This window comes from Flagellimonas amoyensis (assembly GCF_003058265.1).
GTDB classification, from domain to species: Bacteria; Bacteroidota; Bacteroidia; order Flavobacteriales; family Flavobacteriaceae; genus Flagellimonas; species Flagellimonas amoyensis.
Genome location: NZ_QBUK01000014.1, coordinates 1 through 18,794, shown reverse-complemented (window position 1 = coordinate 18,794; position 18,794 = coordinate 1). Strand labels below are relative to the sequence as shown.

Genomic DNA, 18,794 nt, shown 5'->3' with positions numbered 1-18,794 from the left:
AAAGTCCCCTCAAGGGGACAGTTGCCCTTGCCACCTTTCGAAAAGCACCTAGTAGTTTATTGAGTTATTTGGTTTCTATCGTCTAGAGTCCTATCACTTGTTTATTTCTCTTTTATCTATGTTTTTGAAATTTAAACTTGAACTTAAAATTTTAACCCCTAAACCTCTAATATTAAGCTTCTTCTTCCAATACACTTCGCATAGCCCTCGCCTTCAGCAGGCATTCCTGGTACTCCATTTCGGGATCGGATTTTGCGGTGATGGCACTTCCGACGGAATACGAAACAAACCTGTTCTTTTCGTTGTACAATATGCTCCGTATGACTACATTGAAATCGAAATTTCCTTCTGGATCAAAATAACCCACTGCCCCACTGTATAGACCTCGTTTGGTCTCCTCCAAGGTTTCTATGATCTTCATGGCGGATATCTTCGGTGCGCCTGTCATACTGCCCATTGGAAAGGTTTCCGTTATCAGGTCAACAGGGTTTGTATTTGGATTTACACTTGAAGTAATAGTTGAAATCATCTGATTTACCTGTTTGTATCCGTAAATTTTACAAAGTTCTTCAACCGTTACACTTCCTTTGATGGCACTTTTGGACAAATCGTTCCGTACCAAATCCGTGATCATGATGTTCTCTGCCCTTTCCTTTTCATCTTGGGCCAGTTTTTCCTGTATGTGCAGATCTTCAGCAACATCCTTTCCCCGTGGTGCGGTACCTTTTATGGGCTGTGAAATTACTTTCTCGCCCTGCTTTCTCAAATACCGCTCGGGGGAGGCACACATCAGATACCTTTCACCCAAGCGCATGTAGGCCGCAAACGGGGGCTCGGATATGGAATTCAACTTTTTATAGGTCTCCAAAGGAGCAATTTGTACGTCTTGGGCATAAAACTCCTGACAAAAATTGGCCTCATAAATATCCCCACGATGGATGTGCTCCAAAAATCGGTTCGCTTTTTCAAAATAGGCATCTTTATGGATACGCATCTTTATGGGAACCGGGGAGGTATTGCTGTTATCGGTATCATCTTCGCCCATCAACGAGACAATAGTTTCAAAATCCTTTTCAATGTCATCCGTATCCGCTTCCAAATACAGAAACTGGAGTTGGTCTCCATCCAGAATGATGATTTTTTGGGGTTGGAAAAAATACAGGTCCGGGAATCCAATACCATCCACATTGCGGGAATCCAAATCCTCCAACTGGTTTTTCAGGTCGTATGAAAAATACCCAAAGAGCCAGTCTGGTTGATGATCAAAATGCTTCCTGAGCCCCTCCAAACTAGAAAATTCCCCAGATCTACCCATGGCCAGACAAGCCTCAAAGGAAGAATAATTCCCCCGATGCCCGTTACTGTCCAACCACACCACATCCGTGTAGCTCTTGGACCATTCCAAAAGGGCTTTTTTACTTTGTAAAGATGATGTTGTACTATAGGAACGCTGTGTACGCAATGCCCATTATTTTAACGAATCCAAAAAGGTCTGCAGTGTCTTTTCATGCGCTGCTTTCAAGGACTCCTCCAGAATTCCGTCCTCGGAAAAAGTATCGTGGAACGAAGGCAGGGAAAACGTGGCAATAATTTCCGCCCCGAACCTTGGCAACATATTCTGGATCACGCCCAAAGAGCCCATGCCCCCTCGCTTGCCTCCCGAAGTAGACATGAGGAGCACCTTTGTCCCTTCCAAAAATTTTCGGTCCAAGCGGGACAGCCAATCCAGAACATTCTTGAAGTAGGCCGATGGGTTGCCGTTATGCTCGTTCACAGAGAGTATGAGCCCATCCGCGTTCCGGATATCTTCCTTGAACTCCACCAAAGAATTGGAATACCCTGTTCTTTTTTCATCATCCTCGCTGAACATGGGAAACGGGTATCTGGTCATGTTCAACAATTGAAGGTCATGCCCTTCCACCATAGATGCGGTAAGTTTTACAAGCCTGAAATTGATGGATGTTGAAGAATTGCTTCCGGCGAATGCCAAAATCGCTGCCATAGAAAAAAATCATTGATTGTTTCGCTAAAATACCCCAATTGGGGCAGAGTTGTAAGTATTTTGTATAATTTTGGCGCGGAAAGCATCCAAAGTACTTGCAAAACAAGTATATAGAAAGATATCGAACCGAATGACAGCTAAGACCAACAGGTTATTTTTTGTAGATGCCATGCGTGCTTGGGCCATATTGATGATGCTCCAAGGGCATTTTATCGATGGGCTTTTGGAACCTGCCTTCAGGGACCTCAACAATGGCGCCTTTCGAGTTTGGCTCTATTTCCGAGGGATCACCGCGCCTGTTTTCTTTACGGTTTCCGGGTTCATTTTCACTTATTTGCTCATTCGTGTGCCGCAAAAGGGCATGGACAATCCAAGAGTGTCCAAAGGCATTCGTCGCGGACTTCAACTCGTTTTTATTGGTTATTTGTTGCGTTCCAATCTTTTTGGGCTGCTCAAAGGGGAAATTTACCCCTCCTTTTATTTTGTGGACGTACTGCACTGTATCGGGCTTTCCATTTTGGCCTTGATCGGGGTCTATCTATTGACCATCAATCGAAAAAAACATGTTTTTCCCTTGGTGCTTTTGGGCATCACTGTGGTCCTGTTCCTGTTTGAACCACTATACAAGCAGTGGTCGTTTTCCTTTTTACCGGAATTTTTCGCCAATTATTTTACCAAGGCCAACGGTTCTGTGTTTACCATCATCCCCTGGTTGGGATATGCCACCATCGGGGCTTTTATCGCCATCCTCTTTTTGAGGTTCAAGGATTTCAAATACCTCTACCCTGCGGCCATTGCCATTTCTCTGGGACTTGGTGCCGTTCTGTGCTATGCATTGTCACCGACCTTCCTTGCCATTTACGAATGGACCGGGGTGGAACTTTTCAACTTACTACAGATCAACAACTACTTGTTCATCCGATTGGGCAATGTGTTTGTAGTGTTTGCCGTGTTCATATTGCTTCGGCAGTTCATCAACAACCGCACTATCCTGAATATTGGATCTAGCACCCTTTCCATCTATGTGATCCACTACATGGTGCTTTATGGAAGTTTGACGGGATTGGGTCTCTATCGATTCTTTCACCACTCGCTGAGCCCTTCCGTGGCCATACCCGGAGCAGTGTTGTTTATGTTCGTTTGTACCTTTTTGGCCCTGAAGTATAGCCAATACGAAGAGGACATCAAATCCAGTATTGCTTGGGCCTGGGATACCGCCAAGAAACAAACGCTCGAAGTCAAGGATATTTCGGTTTCCCTACTGAAGGAACTGTTGTCCAGAGCCGGGCTGGTGCTCAAAAGGCTCTTTCGTCCCGCAAAAGGGTAATCCAATAAAAAAGGCACCCCATCTTGATAGACCGAATGCCTTTTATCTTATTATCCGTCAGTTCTCGATACTATTTTTCGTCGTTTACCTCCAAAAAATCACTCGACTTGACACTAACTGTGTATTGACCTATTGTCCGTTGCGGCCAAGGCTGCTTCCTTGACAGCTTCGGCATACGTCGGGTGTGCGTGGCTCATTCGTGCAATGTCTTCGGCAGAAGCCCTAAATTCCATTGCGGTGACGGCCTCTGCAATCAAATCGGCACAACGCGCTCCCACCATGTGGACGCCCAATACCTCATCGGTATTTTTGTCCGCCAAAATTTTCACAAACCCATCCAGGTCCATACTGGCACGTGAACGACCCAATGCCCGCATCGGAAACTGGCCCACTTTATAGTCCACACCTTCTTCCTTCAACTGCTCTTCGGTCTTGCCCACAGCGGCCACTTCTGGCCAGGTATAGACCACCCCGGGAATAAGGTCGTAGTTGATGTGCGGTTTTTGTCCGGCCAAGAGTTCGGCCACCAAAACGCCTTCTTCTTCGGCCTTGTGTGCCAACATGGCCCCTTTGATGACATCCCCGATTGCGTAGATGTTGGAAACGTTGGTCTGCAAGTGGTCGTTCACCGCTACCCTGCCCCTGTCGTCCAGTTTTACACCGGCCGCTTCCAGGTTCAATCCATCGGTATAGGGTCTACGTCCCACACAGACCAAGCAGTAATCGCCGGTCAATACCACTTCCTCGCCCTTTTTGTCGTCTGCCTTCACGATGACTTCTTTACCTTTGCGCTCCACCGCTTTCACTTTGTGGGACAGGTTGAAGGACATCTTTTGCTTTTTCAGTACTTTCATCAATTCTTTGGAAAGGGCGGCATCCATGGTGGGGATAATGCGGTCCATATATTCCACAACGGTCACTTCGGAACCAAGGCGCTTGTAGACCTGGCCCAATTCCAGACCGATGACCCCTCCCCCGATAACGATCAGGTGTTTGGGGATTTCCTTCAGCTTGAGTGCTTCGGTGGACGTGATGATGCGCTCCTTGTCCAGTTGGATGAACGGTAAGGTGGAGGGTTTGGATCCCGTGGCAATGATGATGTTCTTTGCCTCGATGGTCTCCGTTTTTCCATCTTTTTCAATAGTGATGTGGTTGGCATCCTTGAAACTTCCGAGTCCGTGAAGGACATCTATCTTGTTCTTGCCCATCAAAAACTCGATGCCCTTGGTGTTCTGCTCCACGACATCTTGTTTGCGGGCGATCATCTGCTTTAGGTTCACCTTTACTTCGCCGGGAATATCGATTCCGTGTTCGGCAAAGTGCTTTATGGCATCCTCGTAGTGGTGCGATGAGTCCAAAAGGGCCTTGGAGGGAATACAGCCCACATTGAGGCAGGTGCCTCCCAAGGTGTCGTATTTTTCAATGATTGCGGTTTTCATTCCCAATTGGGCACATCTAATCGCTGCCACATAGCCTCCGGGGCCCGAGCCAATGACAGCTACATCATATTGATTCATATTGTATGGTTTGTAAGGATAATCCGTTCTTTAAAAACAGTGTAAAAATACGAATGTTTTTTCGTTGGAACAGTGGGTTGCGGAAAGTTTCGGGTGATGATTTAACGGGGAAAGGGTAAAAGGTTAAAGGGAAAATCCAATTTACAATGAACAATTAGCACTGACCAATAACTCAGTAACCGAATCATCCAAGTCTATTTTCTATAGTCTATGTTCTTTCGTCTCTTCCGACGTTTCGACTACGCTCAACGTGACACTTCTGACTTCTGACCATCAAAGAATCCCTCTCCGGATCAGATTCTTCAAACACTCCATGCTTTCAGAATGACAAGCAACAACAATCCAAATAACTGAATGACCCCATAACCAAATAACTTCATAAAAAAACCACCGAAAGACCCAAAAGCCTCCCGGTGGCACAAACAGCTCAAAAAAGAGAAACGACTATACGATTGGCAAAGTCTATTGACAGGCCACTGATCCTGCATCAGTAATGGTCCACCCATTTTGGGTCACCAATACTGTATCCCGGAAATATACGGTATCCTCATCACTACAGAAATTGACCCCAGCGGCACCCAATATGACCCCATCGGGGATGAATACATTGCCCTTTCCTCCCCAGCCTTTCAATATGCTACTGTAATTCAAAGCATCCAGTCCAGAATTGTTGAACATATTGTTCAAGCTTGTGATATTGGACAAGTCCCAACCCCCCAAATTTTGGTTGAAAGCAGCAGCATCCCTGAACATTCCTGACATAGTGGTCACACTGGAAACATCCCAATCCCCGAGTGGTTGATCAAAAGATGTCGCTCCAAAGAACATAGTGGCCATGGTGGTCACATTGGAAGTGTCCCAATTGACGATGTCCTTATTGAACGAAGTTGCCCCAAAGAACATACTTTCCATGCTGGTTGCAATAGAAGTATTCCAGTTTCCAATCTCGCCATTAAAGGAAGAGGCTTCATAGAACATGTAGGACATATCCGTTACTTTGGAAAGATCGGGCACATCCGTGGCGTTATAGACCATGTTTGCACAATAGCCAAAGGCTCCGTTCATACTTTCCCACGAATTGGAGCCCCACTGCTCAATGGACATAAGTTTTAGTGCATATCCATCTTCATTGATCATATTGATTTTTGGAAATACACCCTTAATGGCAACGGTATAGGTGCCAGAACTGGCATAGATATGAGTGGGAGATGTACTCAATGTGATTTTCTCCTCTGTCCCATCACCCCAATCGATGGTGTAGTCATAAGAAAGACTATTGTCCGTAGCAATTTTCAACTCCTCACCATTGGCATTTATTTTCCAAGTGGTGATAAAGGAACCTGGATCGGCAGCTAGGGATTCATCAACATCTCCTACCTTTATGGTCACTGTGGCGGTGGATGTTTTGTCGCCATCACTTACCTGTACAGTAATCACATGTTGTGCATCGGTCTCAAAATCCAATGCTTTTCCAGCAGCAAGGGAAAGATCCCCAGCGGCAGTGATCTCAAAAAGACCCTCGTCATTCGTTTTGATGCTAAAGGTCAATGCGTCCATTTCAGCGTCGGTGGCCTTTACGACACCTATCAGTTCGGTGTCGGGGAGATCTTCATCCACCGTGAACTCCTGTGCGGAAATCTTCGGGGCCGTATTCCCAGGGGCAGTCGGTCCATCATCCTTTCCACAGGACCATAGCAAGATGGAGGCGATAATCATTGTTCCAAAACTCTTCGTTGCGTTTTTCATAACATACTTTTTAGATTAAAAACTACGGCAAGGTGTGCAGTTTTCATGAAATTGAAAGAGACGATCTGACGGATGATGGGTTTGGATTGATGGATGGGCCTTTTGAATTGACGGAGAAAATTTGGAAAGTGTAAAATCTGGATAGCGTACGTTCAAAACAGGGACAAATGCATAGCCATTGCCGCAGTAATAACAACTGAAAAGGCAATAACCCGAAAATCGAAAAGCAGTTTATCCGATATGCACTGATGGGGTATTCTTCACCTCACTGATCACGAACGAACTCTGGGTGTTCCCTATATTATTGATGGTGGTGAGTTTGGTGAGCATGAACTCCCGATAGCTTTTCATATCGGCCACATTGATCTTTAGGATATAATCATAATCGCCCCCGACGTGGAAACATTCCGAGACTTCCTCCAGTTTCAGCACTTCCCGCTCAAACCGCAGCACATTGTCCTTGGTGTGCTGTACCAAACGGATGTGGCAAAGCACCGTAAAATCCTTTTTTAGTTTCTTTTTGTCCACCAAGGCCACGTACTGGGTGATCACACCTGTGCGCTCCAAACGGCGAATGCGCTCATAGACCGCAGTTTTGGAAAGTTGGAGAATGTCCGCATAGTGTTTTGTGGTCTTCTTGCAGTCTTCCTGTAACAGTTTCACCAATTGTTGGTCCACCAAATCCAATTCCATGCTGATTATTTTTCGGTTCAATGCTTTTGAGATGGATAAAAGTAGAATTAATATCTATTATGTAGATTAAAATAGGTCTAAAATTCTATATATATACAAGTATGTTGACTTTGAGACTACATCTGATTAGTTTTACAAAAAATCACATCATGGACTATAAAGCAGCGGAACATATTCAGGGCCTTCAATACTTTGGTGAATTTGGAGGCGTAAATCCCTCTATTTCAGACTCATCTACCTATACCTTTCTATCTGCAAAGACCATGTTCGATACGTTTGAGGGAAACACGGAAGGTTGCTACTTGTACAGCAGGCACTCCTCCCCTTCCAACCTGTATTTGGGAGAGGCCATGGCACAATTGGAAGGAACGGAATCCGCCAATGTCTATGCCAGTGGCATGGGGGCGATCACGGCCGTTATCCTTCAACTTTGCGATGCAGGCGACCATATCGTCTGTAGCCGCACCATCTATGGCGGCACCTACGCGTTCCTGAAAAACTTCGTGAAGAAGTTCCACATTTCGGTGTCCTTTGTGGACATTACCGATTTGGATACGGTCGAGAAGTCCATCACCCCGAAAACCAAGATGATCTATTGCGAGGCCGTCAGCAATCCGCTGTTGGAAATTGCCGACATCCCTTCACTGTCCAAAATCGCCCAAAAGAATACTATGCCCCTAGTGGTGGACAATACGTTCTCTCCGTTGACCATCAATGCGGCCCAATTGGGTGCGGATATTGTGGTGCACAGTCTCACGAAGTTCATCAATGGCAGCAGTGATTGTGTGGCAGGTGCCGTCTGCGCCACCACCGATTTTTGTTTGGGCTTGAAAGATGTGAACAACGGCGCAGGCATGCTCTTGGGCAGTACGCTGGACAGTCTGCGGGCCGCTTCCATCCTCAAAAACATGCGTACGCTGCACATCCGCATCAAAAAACACAGTGAAAATGCCCATTATCTGGCCGAAAAATTTGAAAAGGACGGGCTCAAAGTGGTGTACCCTGGGTTAGAGAGCCACCCCGGACACCAACTCATGAAAGCACAGATGAACCACGAGTATGGATATGGTGGCATGCTCACCATGGATGTGGGCTCCGTGGACCGGGCCAATGCCTTGATGGAACTCATGCAAGAGAAAAAGTTGGGCTATTTGGCCGTCAGTCTGGGGTTCTACAAAACCTTGTTCAGTGCCTCGGGCACATCCACTTCCTCCGAGATTCCCTTGGAAGAGCAGGAAGCACTTGGACTTTCACAGGGTCTTATCCGATTCTCCATTGGCCTTGACAACGACATCCACAAGACCTATCTGTCCATGCGGGACTGTATGGAGCAATTGGGGATTGTCTGAAAAAAGAGACATTAGATAATAGACTTTGGTGATTTGGAGTTTGGATTTTTGGAGCTTGAAGTCCAAAGTAGTTTGTGTTAATTCGTGAAATTAGTGTCCTCCTAAAACACCCCTAAGGTCCCCTCAAGGGGACAGTTGCCCTAGATGGCCTGACTATTAGGTGATTCTATTATTGATAATTGTTCATTGCAAATTGGTTTTTTGATTTGAACATTTACCCTTGCTCCTTTAACCCAAAACCCGCAATCCTATTCCCTTCTTGAGCTTGAAACTTGCACTTGGGCTTTTTGGATGATTGCTGAATTGTTAGATTTTTGGAGAACAGGGTTCAAAATCGTAATATTACCTTTTAACAAACCCAGACCATATGCCAAACAAAGAGGAAAAACCAAAGTACAGGGAAGACGAACACATTGTAGAGGACAAAAACCTCACCATTTTCCAAGCATTGATCCCTGTTTTTGCCCTTGTGGCGATGTTGGCCTACAACGTCTTTGTTTTTGGGGATGATGCGCTGAGCGGTTCCAATCAATTCATTTTGTTGATGGGCGGAGCGGTAGCGGCCATCGTTGGTTTTTTCAATAAGGTTTCCTATGAGCAAATGATTGAAGAGGTGGCGGAGAATGTCCGTTCCACCACTGGGGCATTGCTCATTCTTCTTATGGTGGGTGCACTTTCGGGCACGTGGTTGGTGAGCGGCATCATTCCCGCCATGATCTATTATGGACTACAGATCCTGAACCCTACCATATTTTTGGCAGCCTGTGTGATCATCTGCGCCATCATTTCCGTGGCGACGGGCAGTAGCTGGACCACTTCGGCCACTGTGGGCATTGCGCTCATCGGTATCGGTGATGCCTTGGGCATTTCCTTGGGCATGACCGCTGGAGCCGTGCTTTCGGGTGCCTATTTCGGGGATAAAATGTCCCCATTGAGCGATACCACCAACCTGGCCCCGGCCATGGCGGGCGGTGACCTGTTCACCCACATCCGGTACATGGCCCTGACCACGACCCCGACCATCATCATCACCCTTATCGTGTTCATTATCATGGGCTTTACCATTGACACATCGGGCGATACGGACACCAGTTCCATACTAACGAATATCGGTTCCACCTTCAATATTAATGGGTGGCTCTTTTTGGTGCCTTTGGCCGTTATCCTCTTGATCGTCAAAAAAGCACCACCTTTGATGGCCCTACTTGTCGGAACTTTATTGGGCGGATTGTTCGCCCTTATTTTTCAGCCGGACATTGTGGCCACTATTGGTGGAGGTACCAGTTTGACCTTCGAGTCTGCTTACAAGGGCATTTTGAATGCCATTACCGTGGATACCGAAATAGCCACAAGCGACCCTGCCCTGAACGATCTTTTCTCCTCGGGCGGAATGTCGGGCATGCTGGGCACCATTTGGCTCATTGTCTGTGCCATGGTCTTCGGGGGCATCATGGACGGCATTGGAGCGTTGGAACGCATTACGGAATCGCTTCTTAAATTGGCCAAGACCACCTTTGGGCTCTTTGCAAGCACTGTGGGCAGTTGTTTGGCCTTGAACATCACCGCTTCGGACCAGTATCTGGCCATTGTGGTCCCTGGAAAAATGTTCTCCAAGGCCTATGCCGAACGTGGTTTGGCCCCAGAGAACCTGAGCCGTTCCTTGGAAGATTCGGGAACGGTCACCTCGGTATTGGTACCCTGGAACACTTGCGGCGCCTATCATAGTGGGGTGCTCGGTGTGGGTGTGGGGGAATACTTCTTTTATGCCATCTTCAACTGGCTGAGCCCTTTCATGACCTTGTTGTTCGCCGCTTTCAAGATCAAAATCAAGCAATTGACCAAATAGTCTATCTTCAAAACAGCCATTTTTCAAGAGGTATCATTTTTATCAACAACATGGTACAGCCTCCCGAAAAGAAGGTTTTTTTGAGTATTTTTGACCCTCAAACAAAAAATAGATCATGGCAACAGTCACCCTCAAAGGAAATGAAATACATACCCTTGGCAACCTTCCTGAAAATGGTTCCCAAGCCCCTGACTTTAAGTTGGTAAAAAACGACCTTTCCACTGTATCCCTATCGGACTACAAAGGACAAAAGGTGGTACTCAATATTTTTCCCAGTGTGGACACCGGAACCTGCGCACAGTCGGTCCGTCAGTTCAATCAAGAAGCTGCAGAGCTGGACAATACCAAAATATTGTGCATCTCCAAAGACCTTCCGTTTGCACAAGCGCGTTTCTGTGGAGCCGAAGGCATAGACAAGGTGGAGACCCTTTCCGATTTCAGGGACGGTAATTTTGGCACATCCTACAATACAACCTTTGTGGACGGTCCGTTGCAGGGCTTGTTGTCCCGCTCCGTTGTAGTATTAGACGAAAACGGCAAGGTGATCTACTCCGAACAGGTTTCCGAAACAGTGGACGAACCCAACTATAAAGCTGCGCTTGAAGCTTTGATGGATGCCTAGGGAATCTTTCTTGAAGAACAGGATCCGCAGTGTGGGCTATGCCCTAAAGGGCATGTTCCTGCTCTTGAGGACGGAGGCCAGCATCAAGATCCAGTTTTTTATCGCACTTTTGATGACGGCCGCCGGGTTTCTTTTTGAAATCTCCAGTACCGAATGGATGGTACAGTTATTGTCCATTGGAATGGTCATGGGAGTCGAGGGAGTGAACACCGCCATCGAAAAAATGGCCGATTACATCCAGCCCCAAAGGGACCCAAAAATCGGTTTGATCAAAGACATTTCGGCCGGGGCCGTGATGATCGTGTCCGTCATTGCCAGCATCATCGGACTCATCATCTATGTCCCCAAGCTGCTATAAAAACGTCCAAGGACTGTTGGAGCACGTAAATTTGTAACTTAGCCCCGAATTAAACACCATTGATGGCAAAGAAAAGGACCACATCAAAATCCAAACCTACCACTGCCAAGAAGAAGCTATCCCTTAAGCCTTCCAAGCAAAACAAGATCATTTTTGGCAGTCTTTTGATCGTTCTCAGCATTGCGCTCTTCTTCTCCTTCATGTCGTTCTATTTTACATGGCAGGAAGACCAGAGCATGCTGTCCGAATTCGCAAACCGGAACGCTGAGGCCAGCAACCTACTCAACAAGTTTGGGGCCAGTGTGAGCCATTTTTTCATGTACCAAGGGTTTGGGCTCGCGTCCTTCGCTTTCCCCCTACTGTTGGCCGTAACAGGGCTCTACCTCTTTTTGGGGCTGGAGGCCAAAGGGCTTATCGGAAAATGGATATGGGGGCTCACGGGTGTCATTTGGCTGTCCGTTGCGTTGGGCTTCTTTGCGGCCAGTTCCCCCCTCTTGGGCGGACTCATTGGATATGAGATGAACGATTTTCTTCAGGATTATACAGGAAAGATAGGCGTGTTCCTGATATTGTTGTTCGTGCTGATGGTAATCCTGGTGCGCCTTTTCAACTTCACCCCTGAAGGCTTTGCCAATTTCTTCCGTTCCCAAAGGGAAAAGATCAAATCCGATTTCAAGGGAGACGAGCCCGTTGTAAATACAACAGATACAGATGAATTCGATGAGATTGATGAAAGTGGCATCGAACTGCGCATAGATGATCAAGTCCCTGAAAAAGTGGACACCTACACCCACAAAAAGGACATTCCCCCACTCCAGACGGCAGCAGGACTGGATGTCAACCTACCGGAAGACGAAGAAGAGTCCGATATTGACCTGACCGTGGAAGAAACCCCTGCGGAAGAGGAAACCGAGGTGAAAGCGGCCAAATTGGTCAAGGATTTTGGGGAGTTCGACCCGAAATTGGAACTCGGGAACTATAAGTTCCCTCCCATGGAACTGCTGGATGACCATGGGGCATCCGGGGGCATCACCATCAACCAGGAAGAACTGGAAGAGAACAAGAACCGCATTGTCAGCACCCTAAAAAACTACAAGATCGGCATTGCGCAGATCAAGGCCACCATCGGCCCAACGGTAACGCTTTATGAGATAGTGCCCGAAGCGGGAATCCGTATTTCGAAAATCAAAAACCTAGAGGACGATATCGCCCTCTCCTTGGCGGCACTGGGCATTCGTATCATCGCCCCCATACCCGGCAAGGGTACGGTGGGTATCGAAGTGCCCAATAAAAAGGCCACTGTGGTCTCCATGAGGTCGGTCATCGCCTCCAACAAGTTCCAGAAAGCGGAAATGGAGCTGCCCATTGCCTTCGGGAAGACCATCAGCAATGAAACCTTTGTGGTGGACCTTGCCAAAATGCCCCACTTGCTCATGGCAGGTGCCACAGGTCAGGGGAAATCTGTCGGGTTGAACGCCGTGATCACCTCCCTGCTCTATAAAAAACACCCGGCCGAGGTGAAGTTCATCTTTGTGGATCCCAAAAAAGTGGAGCTTACCCTTTATAATAAAATTGAACGCCACTTTTTGGCCAAACTGCCCGACTCGGACGAGGCCATCATCACGGACAATACCAAGGTCATCAATACCCTGAACTCGCTCTGTATTGAAATGGACAACCGCTACGAGCTGTTGAAAACGGCCATGGTGCGGAATATCAAGGAATATAATGTAAAGTTCAAGGCGCGGAAGCTCAACCCCAATGATGGGCATAAATTTTTGCCCTATATCGTTCTAGTGATCGATGAGTTTGCCGACCTTATCATGACAGCGGGCAAGGAAGTGGAAACGCCCATTGCCAGATTGGCACAGTTGGCGCGAGCCATTGGCATACACTTGATCATTGCCACGCAAAGACCTTCGGTAAACGTGATCACGGGTATCATCAAGGCCAACTTCCCGGCCAGGATCGCTTTCCGTGTGACCTCAAAAATAGATTCCCGTACCATTTTGGACGCCCAGGGTGCCGACCAGCTTATCGGCCGTGGGGATATGCTCTACACACAAGGGAACGATGTCACCCGTTTGCAGTGCGCCTTCGTGGATACGCCCGAAGTGAGCAAGATCACAGAGTACATCGGTTCCCAACGTGCCTATCCCGAAGCCCATTTGCTTCCCGAGTATGTTGGTGAAGATTCTGGCACAGGTATTGATTATGATATTTCGGAAAGGGATGATATGTTCCGCGAGGCCGCAGAAGTGATTGTGACGGCACAGCAAGGTTCTGCTTCCCTAATCCAACGGAAATTAAAATTGGGATACAACAGGGCCGGAAGGATCATCGATCAATTGGAGGCCGCCGGAATTGTGGGGCCTTTTGAGGGTAGCAAGGCACGGCAAGTGTTGATCCCAGACATTTATTCTTTGGAACAATTTTTAGAAAATGAATCAAAATAAGACCATGATCAAGAAACATATTCTTTTTATCGCACTTTTCGCTTCGGCGGTTTTTTCATACGGACAGGGCTCCGACAAGGCCAAGGCCCTTTTGGACGAAGTGTACAACAAGGTGAAATCCTACAAGAACATTTATATCGATTTTCAGTCCACCTTGGAAAACACGGAGGCCAACCTGAAGCAGGACACCAATGGCAACGTTACCCTGAGTGGGGAAAAATACGTTTTGAACTATCTGGGTGCGCAACAGCTCTATGATGGCAAGAAGGTATATACCGTCGTTCCCGAGAACGAGGAAGTCACCATTGAGGACGTGAACGAGGAGGACGACAATGTGAGCCCATCCAAAATGCTCACCTTCTACAAGACGGGACACAACTACCAGTGGGACATCGAACAAAATGTGGGCGGACGAAAGATTCAATATGTGAAGCTGACCCCGATCGATTCCAACACGGAGATCAAATCAATATTGTTGGGCATCGACACGCAGACCAAGCACATCTACAAGCTCATCCAAACAGGGAACAACGGCACAAAAACCACCATTACCGTTAATTCTTTCAAAACCGACCAACCCATTTCGGGGGCTATGTTTACCTTTAACGAGAAAAAATACGAGGACAAAGGGTATTATATCACAAGAAACTAGGCATTGAAAATACTAGACCAGTATATATTAAAAAGGTTTCTATACAATTTTTTCAGTTCTTTCTTCATCCTGATCGTCATATTCATTTTTCAGGGAATATGGCTTTTCATTGATGATTTGGCGGGAAAAGGGCTTGGCATTGTTATCATTGCCAAGTTCATTTTTTATTTTATCCCTACGTTGATTGACAAGGTACTTCCCTTGACCGTATTGCTGTCCTCCATCCTCACTTTTGGGACCTTTGCCGAAAATTATGAGTTCGCGGCCATGAAGGCTTCCGGCATTTCATTGCAGCGCGGCATGCGCAGCCTTATTGTTTTTGTGCTATTTTTGGGCGTGGTCACTTTTTTCTTTGCGAACAATGTGATACCCAAATCCGAACAGAAAATGTTCAACCTGAGGAGGAACATAGCCAAGGTCAAACCGGCAGCAGCCATCACCGAAGGGGTTTTCAGTGATTTTGAGGGCACCGGTGAGGGCATGAACATCAAGGTGGACAAAAAATACGGGGAGCAAGATCGGTTTTTGGACAATGTGATCATCCACAGAAAAACCGACCAGAACATCAACAACACCGTAATCAAGGCCAAATCTGGCGAACTCATCAGCAGTGAGGAATCCGACATCATCCAATTGGTGTTGAAGGATGGCAACTATTACGAGGAACTGGTTTCCAAGGACCCGAAGGAGCAGCGCAAAAAGCCGTTTGCCAAAGCGGACTTCAAGACCTACACCATCAATATCGACATCTCCGAACTGAACGATCAGGACATGGAGGAGGACCAGAACATCACCACCAACAAGATGAAAAATGTGAGCCGATTGATCAAGGATATCGACTCGCTCCGCGAAAACAATCTTGAGAAAGTGGAGGCCTTTTCAAAGAACATCGTCAGCCGTATGGGTGCCTTTCCCGTGCTTCCCAAAAGAAACCTCCAAAAGGCAGAAAACCCCAAACTGGAACTCATCGAAACAGAAGAACAGAAGAAAGAGATCCAAAAGGATTCCATCAAGGACATTGAAGGCCTATTGGACCATCTTGAGGAATGGCAACGGCTACAGGTGCTAAAGAATGCCAAGAATTCCGTTTCGGGCATCATGAGCACCGTAACGGCCAAAAAGGATGAACTGCAGAGCAGATACAAGTTCTACAACAGCCATATCCTGTCGCTCCACCAAAAATATGCATTGGCACTTTCCTGCATCATCCTATTCTTCGTGGGGGCCCCGTTGGGTGCCATCATCCGGAAAGGAGGGCTTGGATTGCCCATGGTCATTGCCATTGTCTTATTTTTGACCTATTATTTTATTGGGGTATTTGCAGGAAACTATGCCAAGGAAGGCAACATACACCCTGCCATAGGGGCCTGGCTGTCCACCCTGATCATGTTGCCCTTGGGCGTTTCGCTCACCAAAAGGGCCACGGCCGACAAAGGACTGTTCGGATTTGGTCATATTTTTGACCGCATAAAATCGATATTTAAAAAGAAGAAAAAAGATTCTGAAGAATGATGGTCGCCAAGGATAAAAAAATACAACTGCACGCCATAGAAGAAGCCATTGAGGACATCCGTCAAGGGAAGGTCATCATAGTGGTGGATGATGAAAACCGGGAGAACGAAGGCGATTTCATTGCTGCGGCCGAAAAGGTCACCCCGGAAATGATCAATTTCATGGCCATGCACGGTCGGGGACTCATCTGTGCCCCACTGACCGAAAGCCGTTGTGAAGAATTACAACTGAACATGATGGTGCAGAACAACACCGTACTGCACCAGACCCAGTTTACCGTATCCGTGGACCTGTTGGGCCATGGGTGCACCACGGGCATATCCGTACACGACAGGGCCAAGACCATCAAAGCTCTTGTGGACAAGGATACCAAACCCCATGAACTGGGCAAGCCCGGACATATTTTTCCCCTAAGGGCCAAGAACGGAGGGGTATTGAGGCGTACGGGACATACCGAGGCCGCCATAGATTTTGCCCGGTTGGCCGGACTGGAACCTGCAGGGATCTTGGTAGAGATCTTGAATGAGGACGGGACCATGGCCCGTTTGCCCGAGCTCCTGAAAGTGGCCGAAAAATTTGACCTGAAAATCGTTTCCATCGAGGACCTCATTGCCTATCGGATGGAGCACGATAGTTTGATAGAACTCAAGGAGGCCTTTGACATCAATACCCGGTTTGGTGATTTTAGGCTACGCGCCTACCAACAGACCACGAACGACCAAGTGCATATTGCCTTGGTGAAGGGAAGTTGGAAATCTGGCGAACCCGTTCTTACCCGAATCAATTCCACTTTGGTGAACAACGATATGCTGGGCACCTTGACCAACAATCCGGACGAAGCGTTGCAGCGTATGTTCGATGTGCTCAATGCCGAGGAAAGAAGTGCCATGATCTTCATCAACCAGGGCAACCAGTCCAACAATCTCTTGAGCCGTTTGTCGGAATTGAAAAAACTTCAGTCCCAAGGCATCCACAAGGCACCAAAAATTGATATGGACGCCAAGGATTTTGGTATCGGTGCCCAAATCCTGCACGATCTCAATATTTCCAAGATCCGCTTGTTGAGCAATTCCGGACAGACCCGTCGCGTGGGAATGGTGGGTTACGGTCTTGAGATTGTGGAATACGTCAACTACTAAATGGCTGTGTTGACAAGATACGCATAGCCTTTTTCATTGATGACCCGTTCCAATATGCCCCGAACCAAGGTTTGGTTGTTTTCATATTTGGTGTACCTATCGTAATATTCGGGATACTCTTTTTCAAGAAGGAGCTTTATTCTTTTTTGGGTCAATACTATAAATTTTCCCGTGTTCAGGTCCAACAAGGTGTTGCTTCTTTCGTTCGAAGCGAGAACACCAATGATACCGAAGGCAAAAGCTAGGCCACTTACCTTGTCTTGGTTGATGAAAACATCATTGAAGAGTAAAAAATCGTTGACTTTCGCCGCTTTCACAAAATGCCTTTCCCCTGAATAGTTTTGGGCATTTAGATAAAAATCCGTTCCGTCAAAGAACCCGTAATACGATGCTGGCTTGCCTTTTGCATTTTTGACCTTGACAAGGTTTTCGTCCTTGCTTTCAATGCGAAGGGTAGAATCTTGGACTGGAGTGTTGTTATAAAGTTCGTTAAAAGAATAGTAATAGCCCTTTTGGGGATCTTCCTTCAAAATATTGGCGATTTCTGGCCGTTCCAGACGCACAATTTTCTTGGCTTCATACTTGTTCTCCACAGAGTCGAACTCCATTAAACATTCCTTTAGTATGGCCCTGATGCGATCATCGTGCTTTCCGGTAACATCCATGCTGTTCTTTTCGGCTTCGGAAGCAAAACTGCCCAGGTAATTGTATTCTCCGTCCAAATGCATGAGCACGTCCAGGTTGACGGTCGCTGTTCCTGTTTCTTTGAAAGCACCCGTATTCTCGGAAATCAACAATTGGTTGATCCGCAAGATCAATGGTTTTTTTGATGCTTCCGGCGGGAAAACCGTATTGAGGTAGGCCAACAATTCCTCCTCAAAAGACTGTTCAAACACGGCCTGCACCTTTTTATTGAGCATTCCCTTTTGCGCTATGCCCACATGGTCCTTGTATATCCGGTTATCCACAATATCCGACACATAAAAATCCACATGCTCCGTCGTTTCCGTGGTGTTAGGGAGCAGTGAAATAACATGGACATTTTTTTGGGCGATCAAAAGGTTGATAAACCCCAAAAAGAAGATAGAAAGAGAGGTTTTCTTCATAAATAAGGGAGAGGTTGTTCAATTCACACCATCGAAGATAATTGATTTTATGATCCGTACCCTATCCTGTATTTCTTTTTATGATCGACCCACTAAAATAGCCCTAGACGGCCCAATTTTCAATGGAATTTGTATCAAACTAAATGTTAGAAAACTGACTTTGGTTATTCGGTGATTTGGTTACTGGGTTATTCGTAATGCTTGTCATTCTGAAAAACACGAAGTGTTTGAAGAATCCCAACCTTAAAAAGATTCTTCGCGTTGCTCAGAATGACAAAGTCTGCTACAAACGTCATACTGCGTTCTGAAACATCCATAACCTGAAACCAAAAACCCGGAACCCTTCACCCTTTACCCTTCACCCTTTACCCTTTACCCTTCAACCTTGACCATTCAACCCAAAACCAATAGTTCCACCTCCATTTGAACTTGAAACCTGCACTTGGGCTTTTCCCCACATTATGACTTC

15 protein-coding genes are annotated in these 18,794 nt (G+C 46.7%); 9 read left to right on the top strand and 6 right to left on the bottom strand.

Features of this window, described 5'->3' with window-relative positions; genetic code table 11:
- Nucleotides 1-172: 172 nt before the first annotated feature.
- A complete protein-coding gene (locus DB398_RS16875; RefSeq protein WP_108425635.1) occupies nucleotides 173-1,462 on the bottom strand; it encodes a chorismate-binding protein in 1,290 nt (429 codons plus the stop codon).
- A 6-nt stretch (nucleotides 1,463-1,468) separates the two neighbouring features.
- The gene (locus DB398_RS16870) at nucleotides 1,469-2,002 is read right to left on the bottom strand and encodes an NADPH-dependent FMN reductase (protein WP_108425634.1); all 534 of its coding nucleotides are present in this window, start codon (nucleotides 2,000-2,002) and stop codon (nucleotides 1,469-1,471) included.
- Between the two features lie 130 nt (nucleotides 2,003-2,132).
- On the opposite strand from DB398_RS16870, the gene DB398_RS16865 reads away from it, so the two are divergent.
- Entirely contained in the window at nucleotides 2,133-3,329 is a 1,197-nt protein-coding gene (locus tag DB398_RS16865) for an acyltransferase family protein (protein WP_108425716.1), read from the top strand.
- Nucleotides 3,330-3,442: 113 nt separating this feature from the next.
- On the opposite strand, the gene lpdA is transcribed toward DB398_RS16865, so the two are convergent.
- The 3 genes from lpdA to DB398_RS16850 form a co-directional block, all read right to left on the bottom strand.
- Nucleotides 3,443-4,846: a dihydrolipoyl dehydrogenase gene (gene lpdA, locus DB398_RS16860; protein ID WP_108425633.1), complete on the bottom strand. Its 1,404-nt coding sequence runs from the start codon at nucleotides 4,844-4,846 to the stop codon at nucleotides 3,443-3,445.
- 462 nt (nucleotides 4,847-5,308) lie between these two features.
- Nucleotides 5,309-6,592, bottom strand: coding sequence for a BspA family leucine-rich repeat surface protein (locus DB398_RS16855; protein ID WP_108425632.1), 1,284 nt, complete (start codon nucleotides 6,590-6,592; stop codon nucleotides 5,309-5,311).
- Between the two features lie 231 nt (nucleotides 6,593-6,823).
- Complete coding sequence (locus DB398_RS16850) at nucleotides 6,824-7,285, bottom strand: Lrp/AsnC family transcriptional regulator (protein WP_108425715.1); 462 nt, start codon at nucleotides 7,283-7,285, stop codon at nucleotides 6,824-6,826.
- Between the two features lie 149 nt (nucleotides 7,286-7,434).
- On the opposite strand from DB398_RS16850, the gene DB398_RS16845 reads away from it, so the two are divergent.
- The 8 genes from DB398_RS16845 (at nucleotide 7,435) to ribB (ending at nucleotide 17,219) form a co-directional block, all read left to right on the top strand.
- The gene (locus DB398_RS16845; RefSeq protein WP_108425631.1) at nucleotides 7,435-8,634 is read left to right on the top strand and encodes an aminotransferase class I/II-fold pyridoxal phosphate-dependent enzyme; all 1,200 of its coding nucleotides are present in this window, start codon (nucleotides 7,435-7,437) and stop codon (nucleotides 8,632-8,634) included.
- A 367-nt stretch (nucleotides 8,635-9,001) separates the two neighbouring features.
- Nucleotides 9,002-10,480, top strand: a complete 1,479-nt coding sequence (gene nhaC / locus DB398_RS16840) for a Na+/H+ antiporter NhaC (protein ID WP_108425630.1) — start codon at nucleotides 9,002-9,004, stop codon at nucleotides 10,478-10,480.
- Nucleotides 10,481-10,595: 115 nt separating this feature from the next.
- Complete coding sequence (gene tpx, locus DB398_RS16835) at nucleotides 10,596-11,102, top strand: thiol peroxidase (protein WP_108425629.1); 507 nt, start codon at nucleotides 10,596-10,598, stop codon at nucleotides 11,100-11,102.
- Nucleotides 11,095-11,460 carry a diacylglycerol kinase gene (locus DB398_RS16830; protein ID WP_108425628.1) on the top strand — a complete coding sequence of 122 codons (366 nt, stop codon included), beginning with the start codon at nucleotides 11,095-11,097 and terminating at the stop codon, nucleotides 11,458-11,460. The genes tpx and DB398_RS16830 overlap by 8 nt, the downstream gene beginning before the upstream one ends.
- Before the next feature lie 62 nt (nucleotides 11,461-11,522).
- Nucleotides 11,523-13,916 carry a DNA translocase FtsK gene (locus DB398_RS16825; RefSeq protein WP_108425627.1) on the top strand — a complete coding sequence of 798 codons (2,394 nt, stop codon included), beginning with the start codon at nucleotides 11,523-11,525 and terminating at the stop codon, nucleotides 13,914-13,916.
- A gap of 4 nt (nucleotides 13,917-13,920) precedes the next feature.
- Nucleotides 13,921-14,568, top strand: coding sequence for an outer membrane lipoprotein periplasmic chaperone LolA1 (lolA1, locus tag DB398_RS16820; protein WP_108425714.1), 648 nt, complete (start codon nucleotides 13,921-13,923; stop codon nucleotides 14,566-14,568).
- A 3-nt stretch (nucleotides 14,569-14,571) separates the two neighbouring features.
- Nucleotides 14,572-16,080: an LptF/LptG family permease gene (locus DB398_RS16815; RefSeq protein ID WP_108425626.1), complete on the top strand. Its 1,509-nt coding sequence runs from the start codon at nucleotides 14,572-14,574 to the stop codon at nucleotides 16,078-16,080.
- On the top strand, nucleotides 16,080-17,219 hold the full coding sequence (ribB, locus tag DB398_RS16810; protein WP_108425713.1) for a 3,4-dihydroxy-2-butanone-4-phosphate synthase: 1,140 nt from the start codon (nucleotides 16,080-16,082) through the stop codon (nucleotides 17,217-17,219). Before DB398_RS16815 ends, ribB begins: the two co-directional genes overlap by 1 nt.
- Here the strand turns inward: ribB and DB398_RS16805 are convergent.
- Nucleotides 17,216-18,325 (bottom strand): hypothetical protein, encoded by a 1,110-nt coding sequence (locus DB398_RS16805; protein WP_108425625.1) that lies wholly within the window; start codon nucleotides 18,323-18,325, stop codon nucleotides 17,216-17,218. The two genes, ribB and DB398_RS16805, sit on opposite strands and share 4 nt — an antisense overlap.
- Nucleotides 18,326-18,794: the final 469 nt, after the last annotated feature.

Excerpts from the sequence above, each read along its gene's own strand:
- DB398_RS16870 (WP_108425634.1), bottom strand. The coding sequence starts at position 2,002 with ATGGCAGCGATTTTGGCATTCGCCGGAAGCAATTCTTCAACATCCATC.
- DB398_RS16865 (WP_108425716.1), top strand. The coding sequence starts at position 2,133 with ATGACAGCTAAGACCAACAGGTTATTTTTTGTAGATGCCATGCGTGCT.
- lpdA (WP_108425633.1), bottom strand. The coding sequence starts at position 4,846 with ATGAATCAATATGATGTAGCTGTCATTGGCTCGGGCCCCGGAGGCTAT.
- DB398_RS16855 (WP_108425632.1), bottom strand. The coding sequence starts at position 6,592 with ATGAAAAACGCAACGAAGAGTTTTGGAACAATGATTATCGCCTCCATC.
- DB398_RS16850 (WP_108425715.1), bottom strand. The coding sequence starts at position 7,285 with ATGGAATTGGATTTGGTGGACCAACAATTGGTGAAACTGTTACAGGAA.
- DB398_RS16845 (WP_108425631.1), top strand. The coding sequence starts at position 7,435 with ATGGACTATAAAGCAGCGGAACATATTCAGGGCCTTCAATACTTTGGT.
- nhaC (WP_108425630.1), top strand. The coding sequence starts at position 9,002 with ATGCCAAACAAAGAGGAAAAACCAAAGTACAGGGAAGACGAACACATT.
- tpx (WP_108425629.1), top strand. The coding sequence starts at position 10,596 with ATGGCAACAGTCACCCTCAAAGGAAATGAAATACATACCCTTGGCAAC.
- DB398_RS16830 (WP_108425628.1), top strand. The coding sequence starts at position 11,095 with ATGCCTAGGGAATCTTTCTTGAAGAACAGGATCCGCAGTGTGGGCTAT.
- DB398_RS16825 (WP_108425627.1), top strand. The coding sequence starts at position 11,523 with ATGGCAAAGAAAAGGACCACATCAAAATCCAAACCTACCACTGCCAAG.
- lolA1 (WP_108425714.1), top strand. The coding sequence starts at position 13,921 with ATGATCAAGAAACATATTCTTTTTATCGCACTTTTCGCTTCGGCGGTT.
- ribB (WP_108425713.1), top strand. The coding sequence starts at position 16,080 with ATGGTCGCCAAGGATAAAAAAATACAACTGCACGCCATAGAAGAAGCC.
- DB398_RS16805 (WP_108425625.1), bottom strand. The coding sequence starts at position 18,325 with ATGAAGAAAACCTCTCTTTCTATCTTCTTTTTGGGGTTTATCAACCTT.